We start from the raw sequence: 16,221 nt of genomic DNA, 5'->3' as shown, positions 1-16,221 counted from the left end.
GCCGAAGCGACTTACGGGACGGGCCGCGGAAAGCGTGGATGCACTCCAAGCCTTGTATCTCCGCCCGCGGTTCTCTTGGCAAGATGGGGGCTATGGACAACCAGAAGGTCGCCACCGCGAGCACACCGCGCACGGTCAGGTACTACCGGGCCGAGGTGTTGATCGTCCTCGGACTGTCGCTGGGCCAATCGGCGGTCTACGCCGTGGTGAACCTGCTGGAAAAGATGACCCGCGCGCCGCTGGCCTCGCAGACGACCACGCTGAACCCGGTGCTGAACGAGCGGGAACTCTTCGATTTCGTGTACCAAATGCTCGGCATCGTCTTTGCGCTGGTGCCGGTTGTCCTGGTGCTGTTTTTGATGACCGCACCCGGCCGGTCGGCCTTCCGGACGATGGGGTTCACGTTTTCCCGGCCGCGGCTGGACTTCGGCCTGGGCTTCCTGCTGGCGCTGGTGATCGGTGTTGGAACGCTGGGCGTCTATGCTGCCGGCAGGGCACTGGGAATCACCACCGCCATTGTCCCGGCGGCCCTGGATGAATACTGGTGGACCGTTCCGGTGTTGATCCTGTCCGCGCTGCGGCATGCGGTCCTCGAAGAGGTAGTCATGGTGGGCTACCTCTTCAACCGCTTCGCAAAGTTCGGCTGGGGGATGTGGTCCGCGATCTTCGTCAGCGCCGCGCTGCGCGGCACCTACCACCTCTACCAGGGCATCGGGCCGGGCATCGGGAACTTCCTCATGGGCCTGATGTTCGGCTACGCCTACACCAAGGTGAAGCGGGTGATGCCGCTGGTGGTGGCGCACGCGCTGCTGGATATCGCCGGCTTCGTCGGCTACGCGCTGGTGGGGCCGGCCATCGGCATCGGCACGTAGCGGGCACAAGGGAGTTGCCGGACATCTATTGCTCCGCCTGGTGCGCGTGCTCCGGTTATTTCCGGGAGCCGCCGCCCAAACCGGAGCAAAGGCTCGCCCCGCAATCAGGAGTGGTGTGGGGGAGAATTGACCGCTACATGCCCGTCCACGAGTTGTTCCACCTATCCTGGGGCAGGCCCGCCATGGAAAGGGACCGGACGATGCCCGGTGAAGTATTGGTACTGGTGGGCTGGAGCGCGTCCCACATCCAGCGAACCATTCCCGCCCCGGTGGCCCGAATGCGGTCCTCCCGCCTTTTTTCCGCCACCACTACGTCGGCGGGGCTACGGCTCCGAAGGTACTCGTTTCGGGAGTATTTCCCTGCACCATCGAATTCGCCGGCAAGACGGAATTGTTCCCAATAGAAGTCGACGATGCCGACACTGACTCCGTGCGAATCGAAGACAGGGTACTGCAGCAACGGCTCTGGGAAGTGGTTCAGGTACATCAGAGCCCGGGAGTAGGATTCGCCTGGCGACTGCGAGGCAGGATTGGCGAAGGCGAGAACCCGTTCACCCGGTTTGACATACCTGGCTGCAGAGAATCGGCCAGATCAAGGATATGACTGGCCTTCAGGGCGGGAAGGCCGAGGTGGTGGTCCACGCGAAGCGCATGGTCCATTGCCGGAACCGCGTCAGCGAAGGAAGAGTGCGCCGCCAAATCGACAATGGTTTGTGCCCGGGAAGTCATCAGGTAGCCGTCGCGGTTAACAAGGGGTTCCAAGAGTTCCCTGCGATGCCACCGGATTCCGCCACGAGATCGACCATGCGTGCCGTTGTAAGCCAGCAAGTCCACGTCCAGAGAGCGGCCCATTACCGGAAGCCCCCACATCGCCGCCGCAGAGCGTTGGATAAGGACTCTTGTGGTGCGTCCGCTGCCGACAGCGGCCTCTATGTGCAGGCGCTGCTGCTCCCACCATGGCAACCGGGCGTATTCCCCGGTGGCCGCATACACGCCGCGCCGCACTCGGACCAATCGCCCTTCCGCAGCTTGTCGCGCGACGTCCCGGCGTCCTGAACCTGCCGTCTCCAGGTCCCTCACATAGATCAGTTTCGCGTCCATGCGGAACAGCCTCGGCGACCTGGCCCCGGTCGGGCACGCGGGGACGAGCTATGTGGAAAACCTTGGCCTGCAGGACGATCTGAAGGGCTTGACCACTCAAAAGCTCCGTTTCGGGCGTCTGCTCCTTCTATAAAGTGGAGCGGACGCCCGAAACGGAGCGATGCCGCGAGAACTCAGAGTTCGACGATCCCGTTGGCGGTTTCGAAGCGAACGGACAGGATGCCGGGCGTGCCGTTAGGGGCCGACCAAGCCACCTTGACGTCGTCGAGCAGGCCGTCGACCGGGGTGCCGAGCCAGTCCGCCACCCGCTCGGAGGAGCCGGCGATGGTCAGGCCGATCAGCTTGACCGTTGCGGGGCGGGCGTTGGACGGATGCAGCGGCTCCGTGCCGTCATCCCAGCGCAACATGTAGGGCACCTGCGGGTCGGCGATCAGGCCCTTGATCCCGATCTGCTGCCAGCTCAGTTCCTGTCCGTCCGGGAACTTGCGGTTGCCGGGAACCGCGTGGCGGCCCAGCCGTTCTTCGAACGGGGTCAGGTCCTCGACTGCCACGCACCAGCCCATCCAGCCGCCGCCGGCCTCGGAGCGCGCCCGCACGGCCTGGCCAAAGGGGGCTTTGTCGGAAGCGGGGTGGTCGAGAACCTCCACCACCTCCAGGTAGTGGTGGTCGGTGAGGGGGAAGATCATATTGCGGGTGCCGAAGCGTGGGTGAACCCCGCCCTTGACGGCGTCGATGCCCAGGGCTCTGGAGATCCGCTCGGAGGTGGCAGCCAGACCGTCGGGTTCAGCAGCATAAGAAACATGGTCGAAGCGCATGGCATTATCTTGGCACTTTGTGAACCCGCTCTCGACTTAGGGTGACCTAAGTCACTCAGCTTGCGGCTCGTGCGGGGCGCGGCGTTCCTGACGGGGATTCCGCCCGACCGGCATGCCTCCCAGGGGAAAGTGGCGGCGGGCAGGCGGACAGGCGGGCGGGCGGTGAGCGGCCAGTCATAAGGTGTCATATTGTTGCGGCCGCCGGCTTGTCTGCGGAGACTGGAGGCAGGTCATGAGTGCCAGCGCGAAACCCCGGTTTGCTGGCCGGCAACCCTCCAACCGCGGTGGGGTGCCCCGGGTGAAGACCAGGCAGCCGCCATAAGGCGGTGCGCAAGCGCGGGTCACACCCGGGACAGACATGCCGGCACGGCCGGATCCCGGATGGCCCCTTCCACTGAAGGAGTTGCACCATGTCCACTGCAGATTGGTCCTTTGAGACCCGTCAGATTCACGTAGGCCAGGAGCCGGATGCCGCAACGGGCGCCCGCGCCCTTCCGATCTACCAGACCACCTCGTTCGTCTTCCCCAGCACGCAGAGCGCCGCGGACCGTTTTGCCCTCTCCGAACTTGCGCCGATTTACACCAGGATCGGCAACCCCACCACCGAGGCTGTGGAGACCCGGATCGCCAACCTGGAGGGCGGCGTGGGCGCCCTGTTGCTTGCCTCGGGACAGGCAGCATCCACGTTCTCCATCCTGAACCTCGCCGAGGCCGGCGACCATATCGTGGCCAGCCCCAGCCTGTACGGCGGCACCTACAACCTGCTCCGCACCACGCTGCCCAAGTTCGGCATCGACGTCACATTCGTCGAGGATCCGGATAACCTGCAGCAGTGGCGCGATGCCGTGAAGCCGAACACCAAGGCGTTCTTCGGTGAGGTGGTCTCCAATCCGCGCCAGGACGTGCTGGATCTGGAGTCGGTCAGCGCCATCGCCCATGAGAACGGTGTGCCACTGATCGTCGACAACACGTTGGCAACCCCGTACCTGATCCGACCGATCGAGTGGGGGGCCGACATCGTGCTCCACTCGGCCACCAAGTACCTCGGCGGCCACGGGACGGCCATCGGCGGCGTGATCGTGGATGCCGGAACGTTCGATTTCGCCGCGGACCCCGGGAAGTTCCCCGGGTTCAACACGCCGGACGAGACCTACAACGGGCTGGTCTTCGCCCGCGACCTCGGCGTCAACGGCGCTTTGGGCGCCAACCTGGCCTACATCCTCAAGGCCCGGGTGCAGTTGCTGCGCGACCTGGGGTCCGCGATCTCGCCGTTCAACGCGTTCCTGATTGCCCAGGGGCTGGAGACGCTGAGCCTGCGCGTGGAGCGGCACGTGGCCAACGCGCAGAAGGTGGCGGAATTCCTGGAAGAGCACGACGACGTTGCCTCCGTCGCGTACCTCGGCCTGCCCTCCAGCCCGTGGTACGACCGCGGCCGCAAGTACGGCCCGAAGGGCACGGGCGCCATCGTCTCGTTCGAGATCAAGGGCGGCATCGAGGCCGGCAAGCGCTTTGTGGACGGCCTTGAACTGCACTCGCACGTGGCCAACCTGGGCGATGTCCGCTCGCTGGTGATCCACCCGGCGTCGACCACGCATGCCCAGCTCTCCGCCCCGGAGCGGCTCGCGGCCGGGGTGACCGACGGGCTGGTCCGGCTGTCCGTGGGCATCGAGAACGTCAACGACATCATCGCCGATCTGGAGGCCGGTTTCCGCGCCGCCAAGGGCGCGGACGACTAGGCAAGCAGGTAGAGCGCAGCGTGACGATAGTGCAACCGCAGGAACTGGTGGAACAGGCGACCGACGGCATCCTGCGCCGGATGCCGGTCGGTGCGCTGGAGTTGGAGGCCGGCGGCTATCTGCCCGAGGTGGTCCTCGGCTTTGAAACCTGGGGCACCTTGAACGCGGACGCGTCCAACGCAGTCCTGATACAGCACGCCCTGACCGGCAGCACGCATGTCGCACGCGGCTACTCGCATGAGGACGGCTGGTGGGATGACCTGGTAGGTCCCGGTGCCACGATCGACACGGAGCGCTATTTCGTAGTGGCCGCCAACATGGTCGGCGGCTGCTACGGCTCCACTGGTCCCTCGTCGCCGGCACCGGACGGGACGCCGTGGGGTTCGCGCTTCCCGTTCGTCACGATCCGCGACTCCGTCCGGGCGGAGGCGCGTCTGGCCGACGCACTGGGTATCCGGCGCTGGCACACGGTGCTCGGCGGGTCGATGGGTGGCGCCCGCGCGCTTGAATGGGCGGCGACGTTCCCGGAGCGCACCGCCCGGTGCGCCGTCCTGGCGTGCGGCGCCGCGAGCACCGCCGAGCAGATTGCCTTCGCGCAGGCGCAGGTCGCGGCCATCCGGCTGGACCCGCACTTCGCCGGCGGCGACTATTACGATGGTCCCGCTCCCGAGGCCGGACTCGGCATTGCCCGGCGCATCGCACACATCAACTACCGCTCAGAGCCGGAGCTGGAGTACAGGTTCGGCCGCAAGCCGCAGGCGGAGGAGCAGCCGTACGGCGGCATCACGCCGTCCGCCCGTGGCCGCTATGCAGTGGAAAGCTACCTCGACTACCAGGCGGACAAGCTCGTCGCGCGCTTTGACGCCAACAGCTACATCCTGCTCACCGAGGCCCTCATCAGCCACGACGTCGCCCGGGGCCGAGGCTCGCTGGAGCAGTCGCTGGGCGGTCTCACCGACACGCAGTTCTTCGTCGCCGCGGTGGATTCCGATCGCCTGTACTTTCCGGAACAGTCGCGGCAGCTGGCCGAGGCGCTGCCCGGGGCAGTCAAGGTCCACACCATCGAAACGCCGCTGGGCCACGACGGTTTCCTCACCGATATCCACCAGCTGCACGAGGCCCTCACCGAGGCGTTCTTCGCGCAGGGCTGACGTCGCCAACGGCAACAGCACTGGCTCCGTCGAGGGCGGAGACCGGTTGCTGAACGAGTGACCATTGCAGTTTGATCACGGTTGGAACGAATAAATCCATTTGATGGAGCCTGTCGGTAGCATGCCGATAGGCCCGCGGGCGCGCCATCCGACGTCTGGCCCGGAGGCCTCCACTACAAGGGGGGAACTATGCTGCGTGACTCCACTGTGAAAGTGTCCCTGTTGGCGATAGGCACACTGGCACTGGCTGGCTGCGCCGGTGGAGGCGGCGGCGGTGAGGGCGGAACGGACCAAGGCGCCGCATTGCGGATCGTTTACCAGACGACCGAAGCCAACGCCACGATGGACGGCTTGATGAAGAAGGCGAAATCAGACTTTGAGGCCGCCCACGAAGGCGTGACGGTCAATTTGGAGCCCATTACTGGCAGCGACGAAGATTACGCCACCAAGCTCGCCCTGTCCCAGCGCTCCCCGGACACCGCCCCGGACGTCTTCTATGAGGACACTTTCAAGATCCGTTCGGATGTAGACGCCGGCTACTTGTTGAACCTGGATCCTTATCTGGCCGAGTGGGACGACTGGGCGAATTTCAACGAAGGGGCCAAGGAAGCCGGGCGTGCAGACGACGGCAGTATCTACGCAGTGCCACTGGGCACCGATACACGCGCCATCTGGTACAACAAGAACGTCTTGGAAGCAGCCGGCGTCGACGTCCCCTGGGCACCCAAGGACTGGAACGCCATTCTGGAGGCCGCCCGGGCCATCAAATCCTCCCAACCGGAGGTGGTTCCGTTCAACATGTACGCCGGCACGGGCACCGGCGAAGGTACCGTCATGCAGAGCTTCTATGAACTGCTCTATGGCACCGGCGACACGCTCTACGACGCCGATGAGGGCAAGTGGGTGGTGGGCTCTCAAGGCTTCGTCGACTCCCTGGCCTTCCTGGAGACTCTTTATCAGGAAGAACTCGCAGTAAGCCCGGCCGAGGCGCTGGATCCAAACGTGTGGCAAATGGTCTTCGGGCAGCTTTTCCCCGAGGACAAACTCGGCGGAACCGTGGAAGGTTCCTACTCGCCGTCGTTCTGGGAAGAGGGAGGTCTGGTGGACTGGCCCGAATATACCGACGTGATGGGCGTGGCTCCGTTCCCGACTCAGAACGGCCAGGAGCCGGGCGCGGTCAGTATGTCCGGCGGTTGGACGCTCGCGGTCGGGGCCAATTCGGCGAATCCGGATCTCGCGTTTGAGTTCCTGACGGAGGTGATGAGCCAGGAGAACTCGCTGGAGTACACCGTGGCCAATTCCCAGATCGCAGTGCGTACCGATGTCGCCGAGGACCCCGCCTACCTGGACGCCAACCCGTTTGTGGGCGAGGTCTCGGAACTGGTCTCGGTGACGCACTACCGGCCCGCCACGGCGGACTATCCGCAGATATCAACCGCTGTCCAGGAAGCCACCGAAGCGGTGATGATGGGGAAGAAGACACCTGAGGAGGCCGCGGCTGACTACGACGCCGCCGTCACCGACCTTGTCGGCGAAGAAAACGTAGTACAGAAGTAGCAGCCTTGACCGCCGATGTGGTGGCCCGCGCCGCTGAAAGGCAGCGTGGCACTGAGCTGCGCCGCCCTCGCCGTACGCCGGGGAGGACTGCCCTGCGGCTGCTGCCGCTTGGCCCGGCCGTGGCATTGCTGGGCGTGTTCCTGGCCGGACCGATCCTCTGGTCCTTCTATGGATCCTTGACCAATGCTTCGCTGACCGGCGTCGCGGCCAAGGACCCGCAGTGGGTCGGGTTGGAAAATTATACGGAGCTGCTCGGCGACCCCGACTTCCTGCAGTCGCTCTGGCTGACCGTCATTTTCGTGCTTGTCTCGGCCGTGATCGGGCAGAACCTGCTGGGCCTGGCGATCGCGTTGCTGATGACGAAAGCAAGCAAGGCGGTTTCCGCAGTCGTGGGTGTCTGCGTGGTCGCGGCCTGGGTGCTGCCCGAAATCGTGGCCGGCTTCGTCGCCTATGCCTTTTTCAACCGGGACGGAACATTGAACCAACTCTCCGCCGTCTTCGGCCTCGATGCCACCGATTGGCTGTTTACGTTTCCGATGCTGGCAGTGATCCTGGCCAATATCTGGCGGGGAACGGCGTTTTCCATGATGGTGTATCAGGCGGCGCTCAACGATGTGCCGGAGGAAATCACGGAAGCGGCGATGATCGACGGCGCCGGCGGGTCGAAGCGGTTGTGGTACATCACGCTGCCGATGATCCGGCGCAGCATTGCCACCAACCTGATGCTCATCACCTTGCAGACCCTGTCGGTTTTCACGCTCATCTACGTGATGACCGCGGGCGGTCCGGCAGGAGCCAGCACCACGCTGCCGCTGATGGCCTACGAAGAGGCATTCCGCTACAGCGACGTGGGCTACGGGACCGCCATCGCCGTCGTCATGCTGTTGATCGGGGCGGTCTTCTCCGTCATCTACATCCGAGCGCTGCGCGAAAGGAAGGGCTGAGCAGATGAACCGCTCCGGACCGTTGTCCGTGGCCTCCGGCCGGGGAACTACCGTTGCCGTGCTGGCGAACATCTCGCTGCTGGTCGTCGCCGCCTGCTTCCTGCTGCCGTTGAGCTGGCTGCTCCTGGCGTCGCTCGATGCACAGGCCAGTTACCAGACCCGGCTCCCGTCCGCTATCTCGGTGGCCAATTACGCCGCGGTGCTCACCGCAGACCTGACCTTCGTTCCGCTGCTCAACAGCTTCATGCTTGCCGGCGGTACGGCCGTGGTCACAGTGCTGGCGGCCGTGCTGGCCGCTTACCCGCTCTCGCGCTACCAGATGCGGTTCAACAAACCGTTCCTGTACGTCGTGCTCTTCGGAACCTGCCTGCCGGTCACGGCGATCATGGTTCCGGTCTACGGCCTGTTCGTGCAATTGAACTTCCTGGACTCGCTGGCGGCCACCACGTTCTTCATGGCGGCATCATCACTGCCGATGGCGATCTGGATGACGAAGAATTTTATGGATTCGGTCCCGGTCAGCCTGGAAGAAGCGGCCTGGGTGGACGGTGCCTCGGCGATGAACGCCCTCGCCAGGATCGTGGTTCCGCTCATGCGTCCGGGGCTGGCGGTGGTTTTCATCTTCGTCTTCATCCAAGCGTGGGGGAACTTCTTTGTTCCCTTCATCCTGCTGCTCTCTTCCGCCAAGCAGCCGGCAGCGGTGAGCATCTTCAGCTTCTTCGGCCAGCATGGTGCCATAGCCTATGGGCAGCTGGCGGCGTTCTCGGTGCTGTACTCGGTGCCGGTGGTGCTGCTCTACATCCTGGTGTCACGCGGGATCGGCGGTTCTTTTGCCATGGCCGGCGCCGTCAAGGGTTGAACAACCGCTCTGACCGAAAGGACGGTGCCATGCACGACGACGGGGCGCAGGTTTCGGCGCGGATCCGCCGGTTCATGGTCGAACGGCTGCAACCGGCCGTTTACGCCGCGGCGGTGCCGGTCCGGCTCCAGGCCTGGCAGGGTCCCGGCGAGCCGATCCCCTTCGCGGAGGCGGCTGCGGAAACCTTTACGGACTTCGCGGCGGGCAGCATGTGGGGTCCGGCCTGGTCCACGACCTGGTTTCGGATCACTGGACAGATCCCCGCGGAATGGCACGTGGACGCCGGTCATCGGCCGGAACTGCTCCTGGACCCGGGGTTCACGCCCGGCATCCCGGGCTTCCAGGCCGAAGGGCTGATCTACACTCCGCAGGGACGGATCATCAAGGCCATCGAGCCGCGGAACGCCTACGTTCCGCTGGACGCCACGTCCGGCGGCGGCGTCGAGCTCTTCGTGGAGGCGGCGGCCAACCCGGACATGATCGACGGCTTCACCTTCCGGCCCACGCCGTTCGGGGACCCCGCCACGTCCGGGCGCAGTCCGTGCTACACCTTCCGCCGTGCCGACATCGTGCTGTGCGATGCGGCCGCATGGGAACTGCTGCAGGACTTCACGGTGCTGGAGCAGCTCATGCTCCAGCTTGACCCGGGGCAGCCGCGCCGTGCCCGGATCCTGCGCGCGTTGGAGCACGCACTGAACGCGCTGGACCCAGTGGACGTCGCCGGCACAGCGGCGGCCGGCCGGGCCGTCCTGGCGCCTGTGCTCGCTGCCCCGGCGGCCGGCAGCGCGCACCGGATCCACGCGGTGGGCCACGCCCACATTGACAGCGCCTGGCTCTGGCCCGTCCGGGAGACCAAGCGCAAGGTCGCCCGGACCTTCGCGAACGTCCTGGCACTGCTGGAGTCGGACCCGGAATTTGTCTTCGCCGCCTCCTCCGCGCAGCAGTACGCCTGGCTGAAGGAGTCGTACCCCGACCTGTTCGCACGGGTGGCGGAGCAAGTCAGGGCCGGCCGTTTCGTCCCGGTCGGCGGGATGTGGGTCGAATCGGACACGAATATGCCCGGCGGCGAGGCGCTGGCCCGCCAGTTCATTGCCGGTAAGAAATTCTTCCTGGCCGAGTTCGGCATCAATCCGCAGGAAGTCTGGCTGCCGGACTCCTTCGGCTATTCCGCCGCGATGCCGCAGATTGCCCGCGCTGCCGGATCCCGCTGGTTCCTGACCCAAAAACTCTCTTGGAACGAAACCAACACCTTTCCCCACCACACTTTTTGGTGGGAGGGCATCGACGGCACCCGCATTTTCACGCACTTCCCCCCGGCGGATACCTACAACGCCGAGCTGACCGCGGCCGAGCTTGCCCGGGCGGAACGGCGCTTCGCGGAGAAGGGAGCGGCAAACACATCACTGTTGCCCTTCGGCTACGGCGACGGCGGCGGCGGACCGACGCGCGAGATGCTCGCCGCCGCGCACCGCACCGCCGATCTGGAAGGCTCGCCGCGGGTGCAGCTCTCCACCCCGGAGCAGTTTTTCCGGGCCGCCGAGGAAGAATATGCCAGGCCGCCGGTGTGGTCCGGGGAGCTGTATTTGGAATACCACCGCGGCACGTACACCTCGCAGGCGCGCACCAAGCGGGGCAACCGCCGCAGCGAGCATCTGCTGCGCGAGGCCGAGCTCTGGGCAGCGACGGCGGCGGTGCGCGGCGCCGCGCCCTATCCGTACGATGCGCTGGAGCGGGCCTGGCAGACCGTGCTGCTGCAGCAATTCCACGACATCCTGCCGGGATCCTCGATCGCCTGGGTGCACCGCGAAGCCGAGGCCAACTACGCACTGTTGGCGGCGGAACTGGCTGGCATGATCGATGGCTCGCTGCGCGCCCTCCTCGGCCGGGGCACCGGGAGCACCGTGGCCAACGCCGGCCCGTATCCGGTGGACGGCGTGTCCGCGATGGGTGCCATCAGCGCGGCACCGCAGCCCGGCCGGGGCGCCTCGTTAAGCGTCGGCGTTGAGCCCAGCGGCGACGGCTGGCTGCTGGCCAACGACCTGCTCCGGGTGGTGATCGACTCCGAGGGGCTGATTTCCTCGCTCTTGCATCTGGACACCGGGCGGGAAGTCATTCCCGCCGGCATGCAGGCGAATGTCCTGCAGCTCTTCCGCGACGCCCCGACCATGTGGGATGCCTGGGACCTGGAGGAGCACTACAAGTCCGTTTGCCGGGAGCTGCGGGATGTCCATGCCATCGAGGTGTTTTCCAGCAAGGTGGGCTCCGACGCCGCCCTTCCGGATCCACGTGACTGCGCTGCGGCTCCTTCAGGCACGCCTTCGGACCGCGTGCCGGTCGCCGGGCTCCGGGTCAGCCGCCGGTTTGGGGCCTCGCTGGTTGAGCAAACGGTCTCGCTGGCCGCCGGCTCCCGCGCGCTGGAGATCGAGACGACGGTCGATTGGCACGAGCGCCAGAAACTGCTGAAGCTGGCCTTCCCGCTCGACCTCCACGCAGAGCGGGCAGCGTCGGAGATCCAGTTCGGCCACGTCTTCCGGCCCACGCACAGCAATACGTCCTGGGACGCAGCGCGGTTCGAAACCTGCGCGCACCGCTGGGTGCATGTGGGCGAGCCCGGCTTCGGGGTCGCCGTCGCCAACGACTGCACGTACGGGTACGACATCCGGCGGACCGATCCGACCGCTTCGCCCGCCACCGTGGTGCGGCAGTCGCTGCTGCGGGCGCCGCTGTACCCTGATCCGCAGGCCGACCAAGGCGGGCACACCTTCCGGACGGCGTTGGTGATCGGTGCCGGTATCCCGGAGGCCGTGCAGGCGGGCTACCGGTTGAACCTGCCTCTGCGCCACATGCACGGGGTCGGCGCTGGCCCGGTGGAACCCCTGTTTACCGTGGACAATCGGGCAGTAGTCATGGAAGCGGTCAAGCTGGCCGAAGACCGAAGCGGCGACGTGATCCTGCGCTGCTACGAGGCCTTCGGCAGCCGTGCGAGAGCCACGGTCAGCGCCGGCTTTGACTACGCGCGGGTAACGGCCACTGATTTGCTGGAGCTGGACGTGGACGGTCTGCGGCTGGAGCAGCCTGCGGAGCGCGCAACCGCGTTCGAGCTTCGGCCGTTCCAGTTGGTGACCCTCCGCTTCCGCAGCGTAACGGGCGCCTGACAAGAGCGGGTCAGGCCAACACCTGTGTGACAGGCCGCCGCAGAAAGGCCGAGTAGCGTTGCACGGCGGCGTCCACGGCCCGCCGCTCCGGCTCGGTGAAGACCCGCAGCGGTTTGAGCCGCAGGTCCGCCGAGCCGGGCCGGAGGACGTGTCTCCAGTTGCCGGCCATCCTTCCGTCCAGCAGCAGCACGTGCATCGGCACGTCGCTGCCCAACGCCGCCGGGGCGCTTCCGCCCAGATAGCCGCGGGTCTTGGAATAGCCCATGACATATTCGTCGTAACACTGGATCAGGTCCGCCCGCGGGTGTCCATCGCCACGGCAGCGCCGCCGGCAACCGTCCCGCCGGCGGCGGGGGAGTACCAGAGTTGTTCGCCCTCGATTTCGGTCCGCTCCAGTCCCGCCCGACCGCCGGCTTCGAGGCCGCGCTTCAGGTCCGCCTGAGGCAGTTTGCACCAGTCGGAGCAGTCCTTCAAGGTCGCCGGTCCGCGGCTGGCGAAGTAACGCCCGGTCAGTTGCGCCAGCGCGCCATCGCGGTCGAAGTCCCCGGCCAGCGGCGGCACCCGCTCGTCGAAGGCCGCGTACGTCTGCTGCACGGCGACCGAACCGGTCGTCCGCGGAGACCCGCTCACCAGCACCCGATCCATTTCCGCATGGAACACCAGATGCCCCAGCCGCTGTCCGCGCAGCGTCGCGCCGTTCAGCCTCGCGCCGTCGTCCTTGAGCAGCGCCGCATCGGCGAGCCGGGCGGCGAGCTCGTCCCGGGTGAGGTGCCGGCCGCCCGCGACGGCCGCGGCCAGCACCTCGTTGCTGCGCGCCACCGTCGCCTCGTCCAGGCTCAGCTGCCGGTCCCGGCCCTTGTTCCCCGCCTTGAGACGGGGACCGGAGAGCAGCATCAGCCAGCGCAGGTCCTCCGCGGACACGAAGTGCCAGGTGTGCCGCAGCACATGCGTGCGCAGGATGCGGCCACCGGCGATGGCCGCGTCCACGTCCGCAGCGTTGTCCCGGGCCGCTCCGCCGCAGCGCTGGGCCAGCGACCAGCGGGCATAGGGATATTCCTGGGATTGGAAGGCGAGCAGCCAGCGCAGGGCGGCTACGGCGTCGTCCCCGGGACTGTCCCACAGCCGCTGTGCCCGCAACCGGTGACGGCGGACTTCCTGGGCACTCGGCTGCTGCACCGCTGCTCCCCCTACCCGGCCGCTCCGGGAGGCATGCCCGGCCCGAAGAAGGGGCCGGCGGCCGGTCGTTTGGGCAGGATCCCGTCGCCCGAGGACTGTTGCCGGACCCGGCGCAGCACCCACGGGACCAGGTGCTGGCGCGCCCACACCAGGTCCTCGGTACGGGCGGTGCGCCAGTTCTTCGGTGGCAGCGGTTTGGGCGTCTCGGGCTGCAGCGAATGCTCCACGTGGAGGGCGTCCAGGACCATGGCGGCGATGGTGTGGTGTCCCAGCGGGGAGAAATGCAGCCGGTCGGGGGCCCACATTTGCGGTGCCTTCAGCTGGCGCAGCGCCCACATGTCCGCCACGACGGCATTATGGCGGGCCGCCACCGTGCGCAGGTTCTCGTTGTAGATGGCGGCCTTGCCGCGGACACTGCCGATCACGGGGGTATCGCCGATGTCGGGCGCGGTAAACAGGACGATGGTGGCTCCCGACGCTGCCAACCGGGTGACGGCCCGATCGAACTTCTCGGCGAGGGCGTCCGGGTCGCCGCCCGGCCGGATCACATCATTGCCGCCCGCGCAGATCGAAATCAGGTCCGGCTGCAGGGCCAGGGCCGGTTCGACCTGTTCATCGATGATCTGCTGCAGCAGGCGGCCGCGGATCGCGAGGTTGGCGTAGGCGAAGTCATGGTGGCCGCGGGCGAGTTCCTCGGCCACGCGGTCGGCCCATCCGCGGTGTCCGCCCGGGCTCCCGGGGTCCGGATCACCGATCCCTTCGGTGAAGGAATCACCAAGGGCAACGTAACGGCTCCAGGGGTGGCGGGCCGCGGCGATGGACGCTTGTGCTTCTGGATAGGACAAGTTACTCACAGGTACATTCTCCCAAGAAGCCGCGGAGGATGCACAGGGACGCGAGACCCAGAACCTGAATCACCTTTCAGAAAGTCGTGGTCAGCAGGGGAATTCCCGGCTACTGTGTGCTTGACGCGGCCAACGGCGGCCGCCTCGACCTCGAGGAGCTGAGATGGAATTGCTGGCGGGAATCGTGGCGCGGCGGGTGCCGACGGAGCGTCTGACGGTGAACATTCTCGAGCGCAACGGAGACCGGCCCGACGGCATCCCGGTGGTCCTGGTGCATGGGAATGTCTCCTCCTCGCTGTTCTGGCAGGAGACAATGCAGGCGCTGCCGGCAGACTACCGCGTGCTCGCGGTGGACCTGCGGGGTTTCGGCCAGACTGACACAGCGCCGGTGGCTGCCGGCCGCGGGCTGCGCGACTTCTCCGACGACCTCCACGCCACACTGGAAACCCTGCAACTGGCGCCCGTGCACCTGGCCGGTTGGAGCATGGGCGGCGGCGTGGTGATGCAATACGCGCTGGAGCATCCGGTCCGCAGCCTCACGCTGCAGGCTCCGGTCTCGCCGTACGGTTTCGGCGGGACGGCGGGACCGGAGGGTCGGAGGCTCACCGAGGACGACGCCGGCACCGGCGGCGGGGGCGCCAACCCCGACTTCGTGGCGCGGTTGGAAGCAGGCGACACCAGCGGCGACGCAGCTGCCTCGCCGCTGTCGGTGTACCGCTCGACCTATGTACACGCCGGATTCGTATCGCCCTACGAACGCATCTGGGTCGAATCGATGCTCAGCACCAAGACGGGCCCCGACAACTATCCGGGCGATTCCGTCCCCTCGTCGAACTGGCCCGGCTTCGCTCCCGGACGCAGGGGGGTGCTGAACACGATGGCGCCGGGGGTCTTTAACACCAGCGGCATTGTCAAACTGGCGGACAAGCCGGACATCCTCTGGATCCACGGCGACAGTGACGCGATCGTCTCCGACGCTTCGTTTTTCGACCTGAACTTCCTCGGCAGGGCCGGCGCGGTACCGGGCTGGCCGGGGGAGGAGGCGGCCCCGCTGCAGCCGATGGTCTCGCAGACCCGGGCGGTGCTGGAAAAGTATGCGGCCAACGGCGGGCGCTTCACCGAGGTGCTGCTGGAAGACTGCGGACATTCGCCGCATGTGGAGTATCCGGAGCGGTTCGTTGCCGAGCTGACGGCACACATCGAACGGAGCGGCAAAGCCGGGTAGGCCGGCGGGCATCGGGTACCGGTTCGGTGCCCGATGCCCGGGAGACTCGACACCGAAGAAGCTTTAAGTTTCAAGCAATGGGCTTTCTGTGCGATCATGGACCGCATGACTGAAACTGCTTATCAGCCCGTGGTTGCCTGGTCCAAGTCAGAACAGGAGCGGGCGGGGACGCCGCTGCTCGTGCTCTTCCATGGCTACGGATCCCACGAGCAGGACCTGATGGGTCTGGTGCCCGGGCTGCCCGAGGAATTTACCGTGGCGGCCGTGCGCGCACCGGTGGCGATGGGACCTGGCTTCACATGGTTCCCCCTCATGCACGAGCCGGACTTTTCCGTGGACAAGGTCACGAAGGCCGTCAGCGACGTGGTGTCCTGGCTGGATGGAGTCAAGGATCAGCACAGCAGCGTCTCCGTGCTGGGCTTTTCCATGGGCATGGCAGTGGCCACGTCGGTGCTGCGCCACCGCCCGGAGGAGATTGCCGCGGTGGTCGGCCTGTCCGGATTCGCCGTCCCGGCCGCGGGGAACGATTTCTTCCGCGACGATGCGGTCAAGGCGATCAAGCCGCCGCTCTTCTGGGGCCGGGACCAGGCAGACCAGGTCATTACCCAGGACAAGATCGAGTTCACCCACGCCTGGGCGAACGAGCATGTGGACCTGACCAAGGTCCTCTATCCCGGCATCGGCCACGGCATCAACGCCCAGGAACTGGCACACGTGAAGGAGTTCCTGACCTACAACGTGCTGCAGGCGAAGTAGAAGTAAAGGTACTGCAAGCGCAGGAGCAA

15 protein-coding genes and 1 riboswitch are annotated in these 16,221 nt (G+C 66.4%); of the genes, 9 read left to right on the top strand and 6 right to left on the bottom strand.

All coding sequences use genetic code 11. The annotated features are described in order from the left end of the window. Positions 1-92: 92 nt before the first annotated feature. The gene (locus AC5RV3_RS15285; RefSeq protein ID WP_494122846.1) at positions 93-872 is read left to right on the top strand and encodes a CPBP family intramembrane glutamic endopeptidase; all 780 of its coding nucleotides are present in this window, start codon (positions 93-95) and stop codon (positions 870-872) included. A 133-nt stretch (positions 873-1,005) separates the two neighbouring features. On the opposite strand, the gene AC5RV3_RS15280 is transcribed toward AC5RV3_RS15285, so the two are convergent. From AC5RV3_RS15280 to AC5RV3_RS15270, 3 genes are all read right to left on the bottom strand, one after another. Then, entirely contained in the window at positions 1,006-1,359 is a 354-nt protein-coding gene (locus AC5RV3_RS15280; protein ID WP_494122845.1) for a hypothetical protein, read from the bottom strand. Then, entirely contained in the window at positions 1,359-1,973 is a 615-nt protein-coding gene (locus AC5RV3_RS15275; RefSeq protein WP_494122844.1) for a type IV toxin-antitoxin system AbiEi family antitoxin domain-containing protein, read from the bottom strand. The genes AC5RV3_RS15280 and AC5RV3_RS15275 overlap by 1 nt, the downstream gene beginning before the upstream one ends. Positions 1,974-2,146: 173 nt before the next feature. Continuing rightward, positions 2,147-2,788: a VOC family protein gene (locus tag AC5RV3_RS15270; protein ID WP_494122843.1), complete on the bottom strand. Its 642-nt coding sequence runs from the start codon at positions 2,786-2,788 to the stop codon at positions 2,147-2,149. Positions 2,789-3,016: 228 nt separating this feature from the next. Then, positions 3,017-3,131, top strand: a riboswitch (SAM riboswitch). Positions 3,132-3,198: 67 nt separating this feature from the next. Here AC5RV3_RS15270 and AC5RV3_RS15265 point away from each other — a divergent pair. The 6 genes from AC5RV3_RS15265 (at position 3,199) to AC5RV3_RS15240 (ending at position 12,190) form a co-directional block, all read left to right on the top strand. Next, positions 3,199-4,524, top strand: coding sequence for a bifunctional o-acetylhomoserine/o-acetylserine sulfhydrylase (locus AC5RV3_RS15265; RefSeq protein WP_494111417.1), 1,326 nt, complete (start codon positions 3,199-3,201; stop codon positions 4,522-4,524). Between the two features lie 80 nt (positions 4,525-4,604). Next, positions 4,605-5,675, top strand: a complete 1,071-nt coding sequence (gene metX / locus AC5RV3_RS15260) for a homoserine O-acetyltransferase MetX (RefSeq protein ID WP_494122891.1) — start codon at positions 4,605-4,607, stop codon at positions 5,673-5,675. Between the two features lie 189 nt (positions 5,676-5,864). Beyond that, a complete protein-coding gene (locus AC5RV3_RS15255; protein WP_494122842.1) occupies positions 5,865-7,232 on the top strand; it encodes an extracellular solute-binding protein in 1,368 nt (455 codons plus the stop codon). A gap of 56 nt (positions 7,233-7,288) precedes the next feature. Next, positions 7,289-8,176, top strand: coding sequence for a carbohydrate ABC transporter permease (locus AC5RV3_RS15250; protein ID WP_494122890.1), 888 nt, complete (start codon positions 7,289-7,291; stop codon positions 8,174-8,176). A gap of 4 nt (positions 8,177-8,180) precedes the next feature. Next, the gene (locus tag AC5RV3_RS15245) at positions 8,181-9,035 is read left to right on the top strand and encodes a carbohydrate ABC transporter permease (RefSeq protein WP_494122841.1); all 855 of its coding nucleotides are present in this window, start codon (positions 8,181-8,183) and stop codon (positions 9,033-9,035) included. A gap of 29 nt (positions 9,036-9,064) precedes the next feature. Further along, positions 9,065-12,190, top strand: a complete 3,126-nt coding sequence (locus tag AC5RV3_RS15240) for an alpha-mannosidase (RefSeq protein WP_494122840.1) — start codon at positions 9,065-9,067, stop codon at positions 12,188-12,190. Positions 12,191-12,200: 10 nt separating this feature from the next. Here the strand turns inward: AC5RV3_RS15240 and AC5RV3_RS15235 are convergent, their stop codons facing one another. From AC5RV3_RS15235 to AC5RV3_RS15225, 3 genes are read right to left on the bottom strand one after another with little or no spacing between them, the layout of a single operon-like run. Beyond that, positions 12,201-12,455 carry a DNA glycosylase AlkZ-like family protein gene (locus AC5RV3_RS15235; RefSeq protein ID WP_494122839.1) on the bottom strand — a complete coding sequence of 85 codons (255 nt, stop codon included), beginning with the start codon at positions 12,453-12,455 and terminating at the stop codon, positions 12,201-12,203. Positions 12,456-12,478: 23 nt separating this feature from the next. After that, entirely contained in the window at positions 12,479-13,366 is an 888-nt protein-coding gene (locus AC5RV3_RS15230) for a winged helix DNA-binding domain-containing protein (protein ID WP_494122838.1), read from the bottom strand. Positions 13,367-13,377: 11 nt separating this feature from the next. Further along, positions 13,378-14,220, bottom strand: coding sequence for an SGNH/GDSL hydrolase family protein (locus AC5RV3_RS15225; RefSeq protein WP_494122837.1), 843 nt, complete (start codon positions 14,218-14,220; stop codon positions 13,378-13,380). 154 nt (positions 14,221-14,374) lie between these two features. Between AC5RV3_RS15225 and AC5RV3_RS15220 the strand changes: the two genes are divergently transcribed. Both AC5RV3_RS15220 and AC5RV3_RS15215 read left to right on the top strand, forming a co-directional pair. Continuing rightward, the gene (locus tag AC5RV3_RS15220; protein WP_494122836.1) at positions 14,375-15,436 is read left to right on the top strand and encodes an alpha/beta fold hydrolase; all 1,062 of its coding nucleotides are present in this window, start codon (positions 14,375-14,377) and stop codon (positions 15,434-15,436) included. Positions 15,437-15,541: 105 nt separating this feature from the next. Continuing rightward, a complete protein-coding gene (locus AC5RV3_RS15215; RefSeq protein ID WP_494122835.1) occupies positions 15,542-16,192 on the top strand; it encodes an alpha/beta hydrolase in 651 nt (216 codons plus the stop codon). Positions 16,193-16,221: the final 29 nt, after the last annotated feature.

This window comes from Arthrobacter sp. Y3221114 (genome assembly GCF_059092625.1).
Note: the sequence above shows the minus strand (reverse complement) of the source record. Positions and strands in the feature narration are given on the sequence as shown.